This window comes from Bacteroides sp. 41_26 (assembly GCF_949740115.1).
In the GTDB taxonomy this organism is placed as follows: Bacteria; Bacteroidota; Bacteroidia; order Bacteroidales; family Bacteroidaceae; genus Bacteroides; species Bacteroides nordii.
This window is the reverse complement of sequence record NZ_CATJGZ010000060.1, coordinates 122,073-140,287: the sequence shown is the minus strand read 5'-3', so window position 1 is coordinate 140,287 and position 18,215 is coordinate 122,073. Positions and strand designations below refer to the sequence as shown.

The window sequence follows — 18,215 nt, the reverse complement described above, 5'->3', positions numbered from 1 at the left end:
ATATGATGGTGAAAAAAATACTCATATTTGATACAATATTCCCAATTGGACATAAAGATTTATATCAAAGCTTGATAACATTATTTCCAGAAAATGTTGAGCTCTTAATATTAAATGCTAGTGATTTTTATAATGAATCAAATGAAAATAGTTCTATTCAATATAAAAAGATTATACATTTAAAAGAAAGGAAGAATTTATTGTTAAATCAAATCGTTCTGGCTATTAATACATTAATAGGGATTATCTATTCATACTCATATAAATCAGATATTGTTGTGTTTTTTACTTTTGATACACTAAATATTGCTATAATGAGATTTCTTTTTGGGAAAAAAGAAGTATACTTATTGCATCATAATAACACAGATCATTTACAGAATAAATATAAGAAAAGATTTTTTGATACCTATAAAAATAAGGTGAAACATATCGTTTTTGCAGATTTTATTGGTAAATATTTGGTTGGCATAGGAGTGAATCAAAGTAATGTATATGTGTTAACTCATCCCTTAAATGGTTTTACAGGTAGTGATATAAATAAAAACAATATAAATAAGAAAATATATATAGGATTGGGTTATGCAAATGATGAACTACTTATTTCGCAAATTATAAATTATGAAAATAAATATCATCTTTTATATAAGAATGATATATTGCTGATTATTCGTTCTCGTGTTCAAAAAGCTTACGAATATAAGAATATAAGAATTATAAATGGACATTTACCAAAAGACGAATATGAATCTATTTATGAGAGTTCTCAAGCTGTTTTATTGCTATATTCTGTCAAATACATGAACAGATACTCAGGAGTTATATTGGATGCTTTCAGACATAAGAAAAAAATTATAGGAATTAATATCCCTATAGTAAAATATTTTTCTTGTTTGTATCCTAATAACTGTAGAACGTTTAATTCTGTGGAGGATTTGTTTCTGAAATTGATACAATTTAATAATACTGTTTTTAGTGATGCCGAGTATAATCAATTTCTTACTAATCATAGTGATCAGAAAATTAGAAAAGAAATAATAGAAATTTTTTCATTAAAATGAATTTTTATCAATTACAAGATAAAGATGTTTCTTATATAGGAAGAATATGTTTAACTATATTTTTATGTTTGCTTCATGTCTTTACTGTAAATTTTCCTGCTATAGCTGCATTGATTAGTATTATAGAATTTTCCATTTGTTTGATTTATTTGATAAAAAAGCGAGTGGAAGATTTTTTATTGATTTTGATGTTGTTTAGTATTTCTAGTGTTGATGTTTCTTCTTTTGTTTCTGGTAATTCAGAATTTGTAGCATATTCTATATTTATGTTGCCGCTTGTTAAAGGTTACCCTTTCTTTATCTTGTTGTTAATTCCTCTATTAATGATATATAAAAAGGATAAATTTCGGTGGATAAATAAAATTAAACATCAAAGTAAAAATCTTTTCTTTCTTTTAAAATTTGCAATCTTGATGATACCTATTGGGGGGATTACAGGATTTTTTTCTATCTTGATAAATGATAATGATATTATAAATACAGGTAATATTAGATATTTTTTCTTAGACTTTCTAAAGTTAAGTATTTATAGTCTGCTTGTAATTTATTTCTCATATTGTGTTGTTCAGAAAGATACTTATATACGCTTTAAAAGAATGATGTTTTCCATTTTGGTAGGAGTAATTTTTTCGGCATTTATATCTATAATAATAGGTAAACGCGGATATTATGGAGATGAGGAAATTGTTTTGATGCCTTTAGTTTTTTTCTTTTCGCCGTTAATTATTCTTTTTTTCTTTTATAAGGAATATAGAAAGAGATTGTTGTTATTTATCTGTTCTGTTTTAGCTTTGTGGTTACAATTAACTACTTCCAATGCTTTGGGGGGAAAGTCTTGGTTAGCATTGATATATATAATTTTTTCTATAGTTATTATTTTAAATCAGCGGAAGAAGAAATTAGTTCTATTATCAATATTTGTATTTTTCGTTCCTTTCTTAATAGGATTAGGAAGTTTGTTTGAAACGCAAAAAAATATGGATAAATTATCTTCTACTAAATTGATACAGGCAACAATGTTGATTTCAGTATTTGATCTTGATTGGTATGAGAATATGCCATTGTCTCCTAAATATAGGATTGAAGAGTTTTTTAATATTGCAGCAGAATATATCAAGAAACCTTATTATGCATTGTTGGGTAAAGGTTTTGGAGGAAGTATAAAAGATCATCGAAATACAATGGGATTTTATAATGATGCTGCATTTAGCCCGGATCAATATCAGAATGGGACTTTTATTCTAATGCATGAAGCATTTAATGTTCTTTTTCTTAAATTTGGTCTTTGGGGCCTTTTTTGTTTTTTTTTATGTATAAGAAGAGGGATAAGGTGTTTCTTTCTAACTCCATGGGTAATTATTGGTGTTTTGTGGCTATTTTTATTTTGGGGATATTCTTTTAATTTAGCTTTCTTTGGGATTCCCTCCTTAGTATTGGGATTTTATGAATCAAATAAATTCTGTTTCAATGAAAAATAGAATTAGCATATCTCGCAAAGATATTATTTGGAATTATTTGGGATATGGTTTTTCATTTGGTACTAATATTTTATTGTTGCCGATTGTTCTATATTATTTACCTACGGAAGAATTGGGCTTATGGTATATATTTTTGAGTGTAGGGGCTTTTGTTGCTATGTTTGACTTTGGGTTTTCACCACAAATTGCGAGAGTTATAACTTATTCTTATGCGGGTGCGGATGAAATACAAAAAGTTGGAGTTGTTTCAGCTACATTGGGGGATAGAAAAGATTCTAATATATATCTTTTAAAAAAAGTAATTTGTACGGCTAAGAGTATATATTTAATTATTGCATTATTGGCTTTTATACTTCTTTCGACAGGAGGTACTTATTACATCTATACCGTATCTGACAGACATTTGTCAGCGTACATTCTATATGCTTGGGGTGTTTTTGTAATAGCTAGTTTTATAAATATATTATACTTGTATTATACGGCTATTTTTAGAGGAATTGGAAACTTTGTCGATTTAAATAAAGCTCTTGCTTTATCAAAATTGATTCAGATAATCGCATCTGTTACTCTTTTAGTGTTATGTAGAAATATAATGGCTGTTACTATTGCTTATTTGCTTAGTGGAATTATGTTTCGTTTCTATTTGTCGCATGCTTTTCGGAAAAAAACGGAAGTGGGTAAAGAATATTATAAATCTAAAAATAATTTTACTATTAATGAAAGGTATGAGAATTTTAAGCTTATTTGGAGTAATGCAAGAAAAGATGGGTTAGTAATGATCTCCAGGTATTTTGTTACACAATCAAATACTGTACTATGTTCTCTCTATTTGGGATTAACAGAGACGGCAGGGTATGCCCTTTCTGTACAGATACTGACAATCGTTTCATCCATTTCATCTATTTATTATACAACACAACAACCTTTATTGAACGCAGCAAGTGTTGAAAAGAATCATTCTCTGAAGTATAATATATTTTCGAAATCGTGGGTTATTTTTATTGTGATGTATGTACTATTTATATTAGTAATGATTACTATTGGTATTCCTTTGGTTAATCTAATTAAGCACGATACTCTTTTGAATATAAATATGTTTTTATTTCTGGCTATATATATGTTTTTGGAAGCTAATCAATCCTTGTTTACTTCATATATATCTACATCTAATTATATTCCTTATTCTAATGCTTATTGTGTGTCTGCATTATTGGCTACTATTTTAGCTATATTACTGATTACTCTTACTAGCTGGGGAGTTATGAGTCTTATTCTTGCTCATTTTATTGTTCAATTATCATATAATAATTGGAGATGGCCGCAATTTGTTTTACGCGAATTTAATGTAAGTTTGTTTACTCTATTTAAGGATGGAATAGCTAAGCTTATATCTCAATTGAAGACATTATCTTTTAGAATATTTTTATAGCTATATAATATTTATCTTTAAATTATTTTATAAATAATCTTGTGTTTTCAATGGTTAAATTCCCCATTTTGGACTAATATATAATGTTTTAGATTATACAATATGAGTACAAAAATTTCCCAATTTAATAATTCTGACTTATTGAGATTGGTTGCCGCACTCCAAGTGGTATATGGTATACAGCTGAGTCTCTTGAGATTGATTTATTTTATTTTCGGGAAATAATAAAGTATTTCCCTGGTGTTACTGTTTTATTTACAATTAGTGGGGCTTTTGATATATGGTTCGCTTAATAGAAACGCAAATTTGAAGCAATATTTCAAGAATAGATTTCTTAGAATATATCCTGCGTTGTGGGTCTGTATAACTGTTACAGTGGTATTACTTTTTGTGTTTAACACTATAAATACAAGTAGTTTGCTTAATAAACAATTTTGTATGGGTTATAGGACAATTAATTATATTTCAATTCCAATGGTTAAGTTGATAAATGTATCTGTATTACCTTATTTGTATTGTCTATTTTTTTTTGAGTTTGAAAATAAATAAAATTTGTAGGAATACCTATACTTGTCTTTTAATATTTTGAAAATCTCAAAGAATGATTGAACGCAATATAAAAAATACAGGATATAATATTTGTTGATTTCTATTAAATACATAGTGAAACTTGAGTCATGGTTTTCTTAGCGATTTATTAAATATAAGTAATATGCGTATAGAACTTTGGGGAACCTATCCTCCTCCCATTGGAGGGGTCTCCATTCATATTTATAGATTAATTCATTATTTACATGAAAAGGATGATTCCATTATTCTTAGAAACTTTGGAAAGACTTTACCTCCATTTACCTATATAAAGCCTTTAAATAATTTCTGGGTTGAATTTGTTAAATTATTGTTTGGAGCCAGAAGAGTAATCCATTTACATTCTAATAATGTATTGGCGTTCTTCTTATTTATTTTGTTTGGTTTTAGACATAAGGTTGGGGTTACTATCCATAATAAAAACTTAATAAAAGAGACTTCTTTTGTTAAAAAGAAAGTAATAAAAAGGTTTCTACGAAGTTCTGCTTTTATTATTTTAAATGATCAAGATTATAAGGATAAATTGATTGAATCATTTCAATGTGAGTCAAAACATATTTTTATATTGCCTGCCTTTTTCCCTCCTATGAAAATGGAATATAAAGGTTTGAGTGCTGATATACATAATTTCAGAAATAATCATGCTTTTGTATTGTCTGCAAATGCCTATAAATTACGTTTGGAGAATAATATTGATGTATATGGATTGGATTTACTAATAAGGCTTGTTAAAGAGTTGAAAGATGAGAAAGTCGATGTAGGTTTAATTTTCTGTTTACCAGCTATTGGTGATGTAGAATATTATAATAGATGTTTATCTAAAATTGTAGATTGGGGTTTAGAAAATAATATTTTAATAGTACAAAAAGAGTTGTCTAATGGTTTTGAAGTTTGGAAATTGTCAGATTTGTTTATTCGACCTACTTCTACTGATATAGAGGGTATATCAGTGAAAGAAGCTCTATTTTGCGGTACATTGGCAATAGCAAGTGATGTTTGTGTTAGACCTAAAGAAGCTATTTTATTTGGAAATAGAAATTTTGAAGATTTGAAACGGAAAGTTTGGGATTGTTATATGAATCGAAATATTTTAGTAAAGGATAAGATTTATATTAGTGATAATACAGTGGACGAAATTTTAAATATTTATAAATCAGTAATGTAATAATGAAACAAATCATTCAAGATATGAAATCCGGGCAAACTATGCTCGAAGAAGTTCCGTCACCACAAGTGAAGTCAGGCAGTGTATTAATTAAGACTTCAAGATCTTTGGTATCTTTAGGTACTGAACGAATGCTTGTAGAGTTTGGTAAAGCCAATCTGATAGAGAAAGCTCGTCAACAACCAGACAAAGTAAAGCAAGTTTTAGATAAAATAAAAACGGATGGTTTGCAACCCACTTTGGAAGCCGTGTTTAATAAACTTGGGCAACCTTTACCTTTAGGTTACTGCAATGTAGGTACAGTTGTGGCCATTGGAAAAGGGGTTACAGAGTTAAAGGTTGGAGATAGGGTAGCCTCTAATGGCCAACATGCCGAATTTGTTTGTGTTCCTAAAAATCTGGTGGCAAAAGTTCCTGATAATGTATCGGATGAAGAAGCTGCATTTACAGTGATAGGTTCGATAGGATTACAAGGTATCCGATTGTTAAATCCGCAATTAGGAGAAACGGTAGTTGTAACAGGATTGGGACTGATTGGACTGATAGCTGCACAATTATTGAAAGCAAATGGTTGTAAGGTTATCGGAATAGATTTTGATGAAGAGAAAATACAATTGGCACGGGCAAAGGGGATTGTTGCTATAAATCCGGCTAAAGGGACAGATCCTGTAAAGTTTGTAATGGAAGAGACTGATCAGATAGGTGCAGATGCTGTTCTGATAACTGCTTCTGCCAAAACGAATGATGTCATTCATCAGGCCGCTGAGATGTCTCGTAAGAGAGGACGTATAGTACTTGTCGGGGTGATAGGTCTCGATATACGCAGAGATGATTTTTATAAGAAAGAGCTCACTTTTCAGGTGTCATGTTCATATGGTCCCGGACGTTATGATGAGAATTATGAAAATAAGGGAATTGATTATCCGTTGCCTTTTGTGAGATGGACGGAGAAGAGAAATTTTGATACGATATTGCAAGCTATCTCAATGGGTAATTTGGACGTAAAGTCGTTGATTACAGAAGAGGTAGAATTGAAAGATTATAATTTGATTTATGGTGATATGCGTAAGCATGGCTCCATTGCTTCTATTATTAAATATCCGGAAGATACGGTAGCAGATTCTGTTATTGATGTGAACTCTTCTACTTTTTCGGCTTCTGCCGGTCAGATAGGGATAATAGGGGCAGGTAACTTTACTTCTGCAACAATGATTCCTGCTTTGATGAAAGCCAAAGCAAAGATAAGATACATTGCCAGTGCTCAAGGGTTATCTGCTAAAATATTGGCAAAGAAATCAGGTGTTTTGAAAGCAACTTCTGATTATAAAGAGATTTTGTCAGATAAGGAGGTAGATTTAGTAATGATTACAACCCGGCACAACTTGCATGCTTCTATGGTATTGGAGTCATTGCAAGCCGGCAAAAGTGTTTTTGTTGAGAAACCTTTGTGTTTGACAGATCAGGAGTTGCAGGAAATTACAAATGCTTATAAAAAGGTTAGTGGAAAGGGTATTACATTAACTGTTGGGTTTAATCGTCGCTTTTCTCCTTTTGCTCAGAAAATGAAACAGTTATCTGGACAAGGAGTCAAAAATATAATAGCCACTATGAATGCTGGTTTTATTCCATCAGATGTGTGGGTGCATGATTTGGAAGTAGGAGGAGGACGTATTATTGGAGAGGCTTGCCACTTTATTGATTTGTGTTCGTATCTGGCTGATAGTAAAGTTATATCTGTTTGTATGAATTCAATGGGGGTAACTCCTGCTGAAAATACGGATAATGTAAGTATCATATTGAGATATGAGAACGGATCAAATGCCGTGATAAACTATTTTGCCAATGGTAGTAAAACTTATTCGAAAGAAAGAATAGAAGTGTACTCACAAGAAAAAACGTTGGTTCTGGATAACTGGAGAGAGTTAAGAGGATATGGGTTTAAGGGGTTCAGTAAAATGAAAAGCACGATGGATAAAGGACACGCTGCTCAGTTTGCTTTGCTGAACGAAAGAATCATTAAAGGTGGAGAGGAACTGATTAGTTTTGATTCTATTCTTAATACTACTAAAGCTTCGTTTGCTTGTATCGAAAGTTTGAAGCAGAATAGCTGGATAGAGGTCAAGTGATGAATCGACTCAATCTCTACTCCCAAATATTGAAAAATATGGGAGGAAGATATTTTTCATTTCGTGCCTCTTATGAAATGCAACGTAAATCGGGTTTATTACGGTTTAGATATCCGGTGAACTATACGTTGCAGAAGTTTTTTTCATTGGAGGAATGGAAAGAGAAAGCACTACCGTTCTTCTTTGATTCGTCAAAAGAGGTCTCATTCAGTAGAGTGCATACAGATAATTTGGCTTCTGATTTCCATCGGGTTGTAAAAGGGGAGTGCTGTTTTTTTTCATCTGCATGGTATGATTTGGGTACTGATTATGATTGGGTGACTAATCCTGATACAAATTATAAATATGACGTATCCAAGCATTGGACAGAGGTGGAAGACATTGTACAAGAAGCCGGAGATATCAAGTATGTATGGGAGAAGTCAAGATTCTCATATCTCTATACGGTGATAAGATATGACCACTCAACCGGCGAAGATCATAGTCAGTTCGTATTTGATCAGATACAGGACTGGATTGATAAAAATCCTCTGAATTGCGGACCGAATTATAAGTGTAGTCAAGAGATTTCGTTAAGGGTTCTCAATTGGATTTTTGCTCTGTATTATTACAAATCATCTCCTCTTTTAACAGAAAGTTGTTTTCAGAAGATCATAAATTCCATATACTGGCAGATAAAGCACGTCTATGGTAATATTAATTTCTCAAGAATAGCAGTTCGTAATAATCATGCTATAACAGAGACATTAACATTATATATTGTAGGTTTACTTTTTCCCTGGTTTCCGGATGCGAAGTTATGGAAAGTAAAGGGAAAAAAGTGGTTCGAAAAGGAGATCGAATATCAGATAGCAGAAGATGGAACGTACCTTCAGTTTAGCATGAATTATCACAGGGTGGTGATTCAATTACTGACATGGGGCATTGCTCTTGCTCAAAGGAATGGAGAATGTTTTAGCGAACATGTCTATCAGCGCGCTTATCAATCTGTCAATTTTCTATATCAGTGCCAGGAATTATCAAATGGATATTTACCTAATTATGGTTCGAATGATGGAGCTCTGTTTTTTAAATTAAATGATTCGGATTATAGAGATTACCGTCCTCAGCTTGATACACTTCATTACCTGCTTACCGGTGAAAATCTTTATGATGATGTATATGAGGATAGAGGTTGGTATGCAAATAATCGGAATTGTATACATGCTGAATTTGCTCCTCTCAAGCAGAAGATAGGATGTATCTCTTTTGATGTAGGAGGGTACTATTTGATACGTGAACAGGATACATTGACTTTTATTCGTTGCGGTAAATATAAGGATCGTCCGGCACATGCAGATAATTTGCATATGGATGTTTGGTATAAAGGAGAAAATATATTGATGGATGGAGGTAGTTATAAGTATAATACGGATGCTTCGGATATCAATTACTTTATGGGGACCCAATCTCACAACACAATCATGTTGGGTAATAATAACCAGATGTTGAAAGGAGCAAGATTTATGTGGTTTTATTGGTCGCAAGCTTTAAAGGCCTCTATACAGGAGTTGGATGATTCTTATTGTTTTTCGGGAGTAGTAAATTGTTTCAGGCAGTTAGGACACGATATAGCTCATTCAAGAAAGATTATAAAGAAGAAAAATGCTCCGGAATGGATGGTTGAGGATACTGTTTTGAATAAACCTCAAGGGATCAAAATACGTCAATTGTGGCATACCCAGTCTTCGAGAATAGATTTTAAATCTGTAAGTCATCATTACATTTCGTCTAAGGGTATGTACTCTGAATATTATGGACAAAAAAAAGAGAATAAAGAAATCGAATTTATAAGTGATTCAGAATCTATAACAACAATTATTCAAGTGATTTAAAATGAAAGTTCTTTATTTTCATCAACATTTTACGGTCCCTACTCAGGCTGGAGGTACACGATCTTATGAATTGGCAAAACGGCTCGTTGAACGTGGACATTCGGTTTGCATGGTATGTGGTGAAACTGCAAAGTTGGACTTACCGCGCACTCAAATGAAAAATGTGCACAGAGGGATGGTAGATGGAATTGACGTGATACAAATAGCTTTGCCCTATTCGAATAAGGATGGGATAGCAAAAAGAGCATTAACGTTTATAAAGTTTGGCTGGAAAGGAGTACAAATCGCATTAAAAGAAGAGTACGATTTATTGTTTGCCACTTCAACACCATTGACGGCTGGTATTCCGGGAATTGTGATGAAACTGTTCCGAAAGAAGAAATTTATATTCGAGGTACGCGATTTATGGCCGGAACTTCCTAAAGCATTGGGGATGAAGAATCCGCTACTTTTATGGGGAATGAGTGTTCTGGAATGGTTAAGTTATCATTATTCGGATGCTTGTGTGGGACTTTCACCGGGGATTTGTGAAGGTATTCAAAAGCGTAGTCAATCAGGAAAACGCATAGCTATGATACCCAACGGGTGCGATTTGGATATATTTAAACCTGCTCCAAGGGAGCTTTTGAAACTAAAGGGTATAAAACCAACAGACAAAGTTGCTGTATTTACAGGAGCACATGGAATTGCTAATGGGTTGGATGCGATATTGGATGCTGCAAATGAATTAAAAAATAGAGGCAGAAATGATATTGTATTGGCGTTTATCGGGGATGGAAAAATGAAACCTCATCTACAGGAACGGGTGGAAAGAGAAAAACTGGATAATTGCCGGTTTTATGCTCCGATACCAAAGAAAGAATTAAATGCAATTGTTGCATCGGCAGATGTGGGGTTAATGGTATTGGCGAATGTTCCTGCGTTTTATTATGGAACTTCACCTAATAAGTTTTTTGATTATATCTCATCGGGATTGGCTGTTTTGAATAACTATCCCGGTTGGTTGGCCGATATGATTGAAAAAAATAATTTGGGAGTAGTGGTACCACCGAATAATGCACAAGCTTTTGCGGATGGTTTGATTAAGCTGGTAGATGATGATAATTATAGAATGAATGCCGGACAAAACGCAAGGAGGTTTGCAGAAGCTAATTTTTCAAGAATAAAACTGGCTGATGATTTTGTATCGTTTCTTGAAGAAATTTCTTCGACAGATTAATTTTTTAATTCTGGCTATAATATATGTATCGTTCTTTTTTGAAACGTTTAATTGACTTTAGTCTTGTTTTTTGTGCTTTGGTGATTTGTTGTCCTGTACTTTTCATTATTGCTCTTTGGTTACATTTTGCTAATAAAGGTGCGGGCGTTTTCTTCTTGCAAAATCGTCCCGGCAGAGATGGTAAAATCTTCAAAGTTATAAAATTCAAAACCATGACGGATGAGCGTGATTCAAAAGGTTGTCTTTTACCTGATGAACAGCGTCTGACAAAAGTTGGTAAGTTTGTCCGTTCTACTTCTATTGATGAACTACCCCAATTAATAAATGTGCTAAAAGGTGATATGGCTTTGATAGGGCCTCGTCCTTTATTACCTCAATATTTACCTTTATACAATAAAGAGCAAGCTCGGCGTCACGAAGTTCGTCCGGGTATAACAGGCTGGGCTCAAGTGAATGGTCGTAATGCTATCTCGTGGACGAAGAAGTTTGAACTGGATGTGTGGTATGTGGATCATTGTTCTTTTCTGTTGGATTTGAGGATTTTCCTCTTGACTATCAGGAAAGTTTTTGTTCGTGAAGGAATCAGTTCTGATACTTCTGCTACAATGGAACCTTTTACTGGAAATAATTAAACGAATGTATTTATATGGTGCAAGTGGTCATGCCAAAGTGATCATTGATATTTTAAAAGCTAATCATGAATCGATTGAAGCTTTGTTTGACGATGATGAGTCGCTTACTCATCTTCTTGACTATCCCGTACTACGTCCGTCGGAAGTCCGGGGACCGTTGATAATCAGTATCGGAAACAACAGGATACGTTCTAATATAGCGAAGATGTTGTCAGTAGAGTTCGGCCGGGCTATTCATCCGCTTTCTATTGTTTCACAAGTCGCAAACATTCATTTAGGTAGCGTTGTAATGCCGGGTGCCATTATTCAATCTTGTGTCAGTATTGGGAAGCATTGTATCATTAATACTGGTGCATCGGTTGATCATGATTGCGTAATAAGTGATTATGTACACATCGCTCCACACTCTACACTTTGTGGCAATGTATATGTGGGCGAAGGTACGTTGATTGGTGCCGGATCTACAATAGCTCCGGGTGTGAAAATTGGTAGTTGGAGTGTAATAGGCGCTGGCTCTGTTGTAACCAAAGATATTCCGGATCATGTATTGGCGGTGGGTAATCGCTGTAAGATAATAAAGAATTTATAAACATAGAAATAATATGAACAAGAGAATCTGGCTTTCGCTTGCTCACATGGGTGGCCGTGAGCAAGACTTTATAAAAGAGGCTTTTGATACGAACTGGGTTGTCCCTTTGGGACCTAACGTAGACGCCTTTGAAGAATCGCTAAGGCGATTCTTAGTTGACAATGGACAATTGACAATTGACAGTGATAGAAGGGTCGTTGCCCTAAGTGCCGGTACGGCCGCACTCCATTTAGGCTTGATTCTTCTTGGTGTAAAACCGGGAGATGAAGTGATTTGCCAAAGTTTCACTTTTGCTGCTTCTGCCAATCCCATCTCTTATTTGGAAGCAAAACCAGTGTTTGTGGATAGTGAGACGGATACCTGGAATATGGACCCCGTATTATTGGAGGAGGCTATCAAGGACCGTTTGAGAAAAACAGGAAAACTTCCGAAAGCAATTCTTCCCGTGCATCTGTATGGTATGCCTGCCAAGATGGATGAGATTATTGAGATAGCCGGACGTTATGACATCCCCGTGTTGGAAGATGCTGCTGAAGCCTTAGGTTCGGAATTGAACGGGCGGAAATGTGGTACGTTTGGAGAATTGGCTGCACTTTCTTTCAATGGCAATAAGATGATCACTACTTCGGGTGGTGGTGCTTTGGTGTGTAAAACGGAAGAGGAAGCTAAACTTACAAAGTTTTATGCTACACAGGCTCGTGATGCAGCTCCGCATTATCAGCATACACATATTGGTTATAACTATCGTATGAGCAATATTTGTGCGGGTATTGGCCGTGGACAGATGTTTGTGCTGGAGGAACATGTGGCACGCAGACGGGCGATTCATGCTTTGTATACAGAGCTCTTTAAGAATATAGATGGGATAACTGTTATGGAAAACCCAGACAATAATTTCAATTCTAACTTTTGGCTGACTTGTATCCTGGTTGATCCTTCGATAGCAGGTAAAACCCGTGAGGATATTCGTCTGAAGCTGGATACAGAGAATATAGAGACCCGTCCGTTGTGGAAGCCGATGCATCTGCAACCGGTATTTAAGGATGCTCCTTTTTATGGAAACGGTACGAGTGAGCATTTGTTTGATATCGGTTTGTGTCTGCCTTCGGGACCTACGTTGACCGATGATGATATCAGAAGGGTAGTAGAAGTGATTGTAGGGATGTAGTAACTCCATTCTACATTATAAAAATAAAGTAATCTCCCGGTAGATCTGTAAAAAGAATCTGCCGGGAGATTTTTTTATTATTTGCAAAAATTAATATAGTCTTTTTTATACTCTATTGCTGTTGTATTTCTTATGTGATCGGCATTATATATAGAATTATTGCGTGTTCGGACACGAAACTCGTTGTCTATTTTACTTTTTCTCTTTTAACTTAATCTGTTGACTCCGTCGTAGAAAGAAAAAAACTCTTTTGTGTGAAAACGTTTTTTTTGATGAAATAAATCTCTGAATGATATTTTGATTATAATACTTCTGGTTTACTGTAAATTTAGGTCAAAAAGTAGGATTTTTAAGACTAACGAATGTTATCTAAAACAAAAAAAAAGCAAATCAGAATAATGAATCACATTTGTTTCTACATTTGCACAGTTGTTTGTTTAACTACTCGTTTGTATACGTTAGTGAACAAAAGAAAAACTCAGATGTTATGTTTATAGTAAAGTTGGTAAAAACGCGGCTTACTATACTATGAAGTTTAGAAAATAATATATAAAAAGATTGCTTATGTCACAGATTATCGGACATATCTCTCAGGTAATCGGACCTGTGGTTGATGTGTACTTTGAAACTACGGAAGCTGAGATTGCGTTGCCAAGTATACACGACGCATTGGAGATAAGAAGACCGAATGGCAAAATTCTGATTGTAGAGGTGCAGCAACACATTGGTGAAAATACGGTAAGAACCGTTGCAATGGATAGTACCGATGGACTGCAACGTGGTATGAAAGTATATCCGACAGGTGGCCCTATCACTATGCCGGTAGGTGAGCAAATTAAAGGACGACTTATGAATGTCGTTGGCGACTCTATTGATGGTATGAGAGAACTCAGCCGTAAAGGAGCCTATTCTATTCACCGTGATCCCCCTAAATTTGAAGATTTAACAACTGTACAGGAAGTACTCTATACAGGTATCAAAGTAATCGACTTGTTGGAGCCTTATTCAAAAGGTGGTAAGATTGGTTTATTTGGTGGTGCCGGTGTGGGTAAAACGGTGCTTATTCAGGAGTTAATTAATAACATTGCTAAAAAGCATAACGGATTCTCTGTTTTTGCCGGAGTAGGAGAGCGTACGCGTGAGGGGAATGACTTGCTTCGTGAGATGATTGAGTCCGGAGTTATACGCTATGGAGAAGCTTTTAAGGAAAGCATGGAGAAAGGACATTGGGATCTTTCGAAGGTGGACTATGAAGAAGTGGAGAAATCTCAGGTATCTCTGGTGTTCGGTCAGATGAATGAACCGCCGGGAGCACGTGCTTCAGTGGCTTTATCGGGACTTACAGTAGCTGAGTCTTTCCGTGATATGCATTCGGGAGATGAAGGTCCGAAGGATATTCTGTTCTTTATTGATAATATTTTCCGTTTTACACAAGCAGGTTCTGAAGTATCAGCATTGTTGGGACGTATGCCTTCGGCGGTAGGTTATCAGCCGACTTTGGCTACGGAAATGGGAGCTATGCAGGAACGTATTACTTCAACCCGATATGGTTCCATTACTTCTGTACAGGCTGTATATGTACCGGCTGATGACTTGACTGACCCGGCACCGGCAACAACTTTTACGCACCTGGATGCAACAACCGTACTCGACCGTAAAATTACGGAATTGGGTATTTATCCGGCCGTAGATCCGTTGGCATCTACTTCTCGTATTCTTGATCCGCATATCGTAGGGCAGGAACATTATGAGGTGGCTCAAAGGGTAAAACAGATTCTTCAGCGTAATAAGGAATTACAGGATATTATCTCTATTTTGGGTATGGAGGAACTTTCGGATGAAGACCGTACAATTGTAAACCGTGCGCGTCGTGTACAGAGATTCCTGTCGCAACCTTTTGCTGTGGCTGAGCAGTTTACAGGAGTGCCGGGAGTGATGGTCTCTATAGAGGATACTATAAAAGGATTCCGTATGATTCTGGATGGTGAAGTTGATAATTTGCCGGAACAGGCTTTCTTGAACGTAGGTACGATAGAAGAAGCTATTGAGAAGGGTAAGCAGTTGCTTGAACAGGCAAATAAATAATTAAAAAATAATAGTTAATGAAAAGGCTGCATTTGAGTATTGTTTCTCCGGAAAAAGAGATATATAATGGGGAAGTGAATTGCGTGACGCTGCCCGGAGTTATAGGTTCGTTCACTATTCTGCCACAGCATGCTCCGATTGTCTCTTCTTTAAAGGAAGGAAAACTGAGTTATGTGATGGAGGATAATGAAGAGTGTACGCTTGATATTGAAGGTGGTTTTGTAGAGATGAGCGATGAAACGGTTTCCGTGTGCATCTCCTGACAAGACAAAAATAAGATTAACAGAAAAACACAGCGATATAAGATGAACATAAGTTTAACGAAGCGTAAGTATTTGCTCTATCTTACGATCCTTACTCTTTTATTGAGTGGGGTAGGTGGTGTGACTTACTTTTCTTTGGTACCCGAACATTATTTTGGAGGATATCCGTTAATTCCGGTATACTTCTATATTTTTGGAGTATTTAATATTTATATGTTCGATGCTTGCAGGAGGTTTGCTCCGGACAAGATGTTGTTGCTGCATTTGGCAATGAAAGTGCTTAAAATGATTTTGTCTGTTATAGTACTTGTTATTTATTGTATGGTAGTTAGAGAAGAGGCAGTGGCATTTATGCTTACTTTTATAGTGTACTATCTGCTGTATTTGATATTTGAGACAAGTTTCTTTGCCAGTTATGAACTGAATAAGAAACGACAAAAGAAAAATAAAACAAAAAATGAAACAGTTGCATAACATATTCACAGGATTACTCCTCATACTTGGGTTGCTGATTGCTTCTCCTGCAGTAGCGCAGGAAGAGGATGTTACCCCTCAGGAGCAAAAGGAGAACACGGTTGATGTGAAGAGCATAGTCTTTGGACATATAGGAGACTCCTATGAGTGGCATATCACTACGTGGGGGGATACTCATATAACAATTCCATTGCCTGTGATTGTGTACAGTTCTAATAGTGGCTGGCATTCATTTTTATCTTCACGATTAGAAGAGAATGGAGGAACCTACGAAGGATTTTCTATTGCTCCCGCAGGAAGCCGGTATGAGGGCAAAATAATAGAACATGATGCAGCTGGTGAGGAAATACGTCCATGGGATATTTCTATTACTAAAGTTACGTTGTCATTGTTGATAAACAGTGCTCTGCTACTGATCATTATTTTAGGTGTGGCACATTGGTATCGTAAACGTGAACAGGGTGCAGCGGCTCCAGGTGGTTTTGTAGGCTTTATGGAGATGTTTATCATGATGATACATGATGATGTAATAAAGAGCTGTGTTGGTCCTAATTATAAAAAATTTGCTCCTTATTTATTGACAGCTTTCTTCTTTATTTTCATTAATAATATTATGGGATTGATACCCTTCTTTCCCGGAGGAGCGAATGTAACAGGTAATATTGCCATAACAATGGTGCTGGCTATCTGTACTTTCCTTGCTGTAAATATCTTCGGATCCAAACATTACTGGAAGGATATCTTTTGGCCTGATGTACCCTGGTGGTTGAAAGTGCCTATACCGATGATGCCATTTATTGAGTTTTTCGGTGTATTTACCAAACCATTTGCTTTGATGATCCGTCTGTTTGCAAATATGCTTTCGGGACATATGGCGATGTTGGTATTGACTTGTCTTATCTTTATCTCGGCAAGTATGGGGCCTGCCTTGAATAGTACGTTGACTGTTGCTTCTGTATTGTTTAATATATTTATGAATGCACTTGAGTTGTTGGTGGCTTTCATTCAGGCTTATGTATTTACCATGTTGTCTGCTGTGTTTATCGGATTGGCACAAGAGGGTGGAAAGTCAGAAGAAGCGACTGAATAAAAAAAAGTAAGTTAGACTAATCTGAATTTTAAATTAATAATATAAACCATTTTAAAACTGAAAATTATGTTACTATCAGTCTTATTACAAGCAGCCGCAGGTGCTGCTATCGGAAAGTTGGGAGCAGCAATTGGAGCTGGTCTTGCCGTTATCGGTGCAGGTTTGGGTATTGGTAAAATCGGTGGTTCGGCAATGGAAGCTATTGCACGTCAACCGGAAGCTTCGGGCGATATTCGTATGAATATGATTATTGCTGCTGCGCTGATTGAAGGTGTGGCTTTGTTGGCAGTAGTTGTTTGTCTGTTGGTATTCTTCTTGTAATTTACAATTAGACAATTTACAATTTATAATTTGCCATGCGGTTATGGCGTTGGCGATTGGTGATTTGTAAGTTGTATCTTGTAAATAGAAGAGTAGAGAGTATTAAATCGTAAATTGTAAATCGTAAATTGTAAATAAATTTATGTCATTGTTATTACCCGATAGTGGCCTGTTATTCTGGATGCTTCTCTCGTTTGGGATTGTGTTCGTTGTATTGGCAAAATATGGCTTTCCTATTATCGTCAAGATGGTGGATGGCCGTAAAACATACATCGACCAGTCTCTGGAGGTGGCAAGGGAGGCGAATGCCCAGTTGGCTAAACTCAAAGAACAGGGTGAAGCACTTGTGGTTGCCGCTAACAAGGAGCAGGGACGTATCTTGAAAGAGGCCATGCAGGAGCGTGATAAAATTATTCACGAGGCCCGCAAAAAAGCAGAAGCCGCAGCTCAGAAAGAACTGGATGAGGTGAAGAAGCAGATTCAGGTTGAAAAGGAGGAAGCTATTCGTGATATTCGTCGCCAGGTAGCTTTACTTTCGGTGGATATTGCCGAAAAGGTGATCCGTAAAAATCTGGATGAAGATAGTGAGCAGATGGCTATGATAGACCGGATGCTGGATGAAGTGTTGGACAACAAGAATTAAGTGAAAGAGT

The 18,215-nt window shown here is 35.5% G+C and carries 16 protein-coding genes; all 16 read left to right on the top strand.

The window, feature by feature from the left end:
* Nucleotides 1-2 precede the first annotated feature (2 nt).
* The 16 genes from QX565_RS07290 (at nt 3) to atpF (ending at nt 18,205) form a co-directional block, all read left to right on the top strand.
* Nucleotides 3-1,061: a hypothetical protein gene (locus QX565_RS07290; RefSeq protein ID WP_289292160.1), complete on the top strand. Its 1,059-nt coding sequence runs from the start codon at nt 3-5 to the stop codon at nt 1,059-1,061.
* The gene (locus QX565_RS07285; RefSeq protein WP_289292158.1) at nt 1,058-2,539 is read left to right on the top strand and encodes a hypothetical protein; all 1,482 of its coding nucleotides are present in this window, start codon (nt 1,058-1,060) and stop codon (nt 2,537-2,539) included. The genes QX565_RS07290 and QX565_RS07285 overlap by 4 nt, the downstream gene beginning before the upstream one ends.
* Nucleotides 2,529-3,968, top strand: coding sequence for an O-unit flippase-like protein (wzx, locus tag QX565_RS07280; protein WP_289292156.1), 1,440 nt, complete (start codon nt 2,529-2,531; stop codon nt 3,966-3,968). The genes QX565_RS07285 and wzx overlap by 11 nt, the downstream gene beginning before the upstream one ends.
* 712 nt (nt 3,969-4,680) lie before the next feature.
* Nucleotides 4,681-5,721, top strand: coding sequence for a glycosyltransferase (locus tag QX565_RS07275; RefSeq protein ID WP_289292154.1), 1,041 nt, complete (start codon nt 4,681-4,683; stop codon nt 5,719-5,721).
* Between the two features lie 2 nt (nt 5,722-5,723).
* Complete coding sequence (locus QX565_RS07270; RefSeq protein WP_289292152.1) at nt 5,724-7,847, top strand: bi-domain-containing oxidoreductase; 2,124 nt, start codon at nt 5,724-5,726, stop codon at nt 7,845-7,847.
* Nucleotides 7,847-9,721 carry a heparinase II/III domain-containing protein gene (locus QX565_RS07265; protein WP_289292151.1) on the top strand — a complete coding sequence of 625 codons (1,875 nt, stop codon included), beginning with the start codon at nt 7,847-7,849 and terminating at the stop codon, nt 9,719-9,721. Before QX565_RS07270 ends, QX565_RS07265 begins: the two co-directional genes overlap by 1 nt.
* A 1-nt stretch (nt 9,722) precedes the next feature.
* The gene (locus QX565_RS07260) at nt 9,723-10,940 is read left to right on the top strand and encodes a glycosyltransferase family 4 protein (RefSeq protein WP_289292149.1); all 1,218 of its coding nucleotides are present in this window, start codon (nt 9,723-9,725) and stop codon (nt 10,938-10,940) included.
* A gap of 23 nt (nt 10,941-10,963) precedes the next feature.
* Entirely contained in the window at nt 10,964-11,572 is a 609-nt protein-coding gene (locus QX565_RS07255; protein WP_289292147.1) for a sugar transferase, read from the top strand.
* A 4-nt stretch (nt 11,573-11,576) separates the two neighbouring features.
* The gene (locus QX565_RS07250; protein WP_221648946.1) at nt 11,577-12,161 is read left to right on the top strand and encodes an acetyltransferase; all 585 of its coding nucleotides are present in this window, start codon (nt 11,577-11,579) and stop codon (nt 12,159-12,161) included.
* A 13-nt stretch (nt 12,162-12,174) separates the two neighbouring features.
* On the top strand, nt 12,175-13,329 hold the full coding sequence (locus QX565_RS07245; protein WP_289292144.1) for a DegT/DnrJ/EryC1/StrS family aminotransferase: 1,155 nt from the start codon (nt 12,175-12,177) through the stop codon (nt 13,327-13,329).
* Nucleotides 13,330-13,893: 564 nt separating this feature from the next.
* Nucleotides 13,894-15,414 carry a F0F1 ATP synthase subunit beta gene (gene atpD, locus QX565_RS07240; RefSeq protein ID WP_221648944.1) on the top strand — a complete coding sequence of 507 codons (1,521 nt, stop codon included), beginning with the start codon at nt 13,894-13,896 and terminating at the stop codon, nt 15,412-15,414.
* A 17-nt stretch (nt 15,415-15,431) separates the two neighbouring features.
* Complete coding sequence (atpC, locus tag QX565_RS07235; RefSeq protein WP_289292142.1) at nt 15,432-15,677, top strand: ATP synthase F1 subunit epsilon; 246 nt, start codon at nt 15,432-15,434, stop codon at nt 15,675-15,677.
* A 42-nt stretch (nt 15,678-15,719) separates the two neighbouring features.
* On the top strand, nt 15,720-16,151 hold the full coding sequence (locus tag QX565_RS07230; RefSeq protein WP_289292140.1) for a hypothetical protein: 432 nt from the start codon (nt 15,720-15,722) through the stop codon (nt 16,149-16,151).
* Nucleotides 16,135-17,241 carry a F0F1 ATP synthase subunit A gene (atpB, locus tag QX565_RS07225; protein WP_221648941.1) on the top strand — a complete coding sequence of 369 codons (1,107 nt, stop codon included), beginning with the start codon at nt 16,135-16,137 and terminating at the stop codon, nt 17,239-17,241. Before QX565_RS07230 ends, atpB begins: the two co-directional genes overlap by 17 nt.
* A 66-nt stretch (nt 17,242-17,307) precedes the next feature.
* Nucleotides 17,308-17,562: an ATP synthase F0 subunit C gene (atpE, locus tag QX565_RS07220; protein WP_002560656.1), complete on the top strand. Its 255-nt coding sequence runs from the start codon at nt 17,308-17,310 to the stop codon at nt 17,560-17,562.
* Between the two features lie 142 nt (nt 17,563-17,704).
* Nucleotides 17,705-18,205, top strand: coding sequence for a F0F1 ATP synthase subunit B (gene atpF, locus QX565_RS07215; protein WP_221648940.1), 501 nt, complete (start codon nt 17,705-17,707; stop codon nt 18,203-18,205).
* Nucleotides 18,206-18,215: the final 10 nt, after the last annotated feature.

Excerpts from the sequence above, each read along its gene's own strand:
- QX565_RS07265 (WP_289292151.1), top strand. The coding sequence starts at position 7,847 with ATGAATCGACTCAATCTCTACTCCCAAATATTGAAAAATATGGGAGGA.
- atpB (WP_221648941.1), top strand. The coding sequence starts at position 16,135 with ATGAAACAGTTGCATAACATATTCACAGGATTACTCCTCATACTTGGG.
- atpC (WP_289292142.1), top strand. The coding sequence starts at position 15,432 with ATGAAAAGGCTGCATTTGAGTATTGTTTCTCCGGAAAAAGAGATATAT.
- atpE (WP_002560656.1), top strand. The coding sequence starts at position 17,308 with ATGTTACTATCAGTCTTATTACAAGCAGCCGCAGGTGCTGCTATCGGA.
- QX565_RS07270 (WP_289292152.1), top strand. The coding sequence starts at position 5,724 with ATGAAACAAATCATTCAAGATATGAAATCCGGGCAAACTATGCTCGAA.
- atpF (WP_221648940.1), top strand. The coding sequence starts at position 17,705 with ATGTCATTGTTATTACCCGATAGTGGCCTGTTATTCTGGATGCTTCTC.
- QX565_RS07230 (WP_289292140.1), top strand. The coding sequence starts at position 15,720 with ATGAACATAAGTTTAACGAAGCGTAAGTATTTGCTCTATCTTACGATC.
- QX565_RS07250 (WP_221648946.1), top strand. The coding sequence starts at position 11,577 with ATGTATTTATATGGTGCAAGTGGTCATGCCAAAGTGATCATTGATATT.
- QX565_RS07290 (WP_289292160.1), top strand. The coding sequence starts at position 3 with ATGATGGTGAAAAAAATACTCATATTTGATACAATATTCCCAATTGGA.
- QX565_RS07285 (WP_289292158.1), top strand. The coding sequence starts at position 1,058 with ATGAATTTTTATCAATTACAAGATAAAGATGTTTCTTATATAGGAAGA.
- QX565_RS07260 (WP_289292149.1), top strand. The coding sequence starts at position 9,723 with ATGAAAGTTCTTTATTTTCATCAACATTTTACGGTCCCTACTCAGGCT.
- wzx (WP_289292156.1), top strand. The coding sequence starts at position 2,529 with ATGAAAAATAGAATTAGCATATCTCGCAAAGATATTATTTGGAATTAT.
- QX565_RS07255 (WP_289292147.1), top strand. The coding sequence starts at position 10,964 with ATGTATCGTTCTTTTTTGAAACGTTTAATTGACTTTAGTCTTGTTTTT.
- atpD (WP_221648944.1), top strand. The coding sequence starts at position 13,894 with ATGTCACAGATTATCGGACATATCTCTCAGGTAATCGGACCTGTGGTT.
- QX565_RS07245 (WP_289292144.1), top strand. The coding sequence starts at position 12,175 with ATGAACAAGAGAATCTGGCTTTCGCTTGCTCACATGGGTGGCCGTGAG.
- QX565_RS07275 (WP_289292154.1), top strand. The coding sequence starts at position 4,681 with ATGCGTATAGAACTTTGGGGAACCTATCCTCCTCCCATTGGAGGGGTC.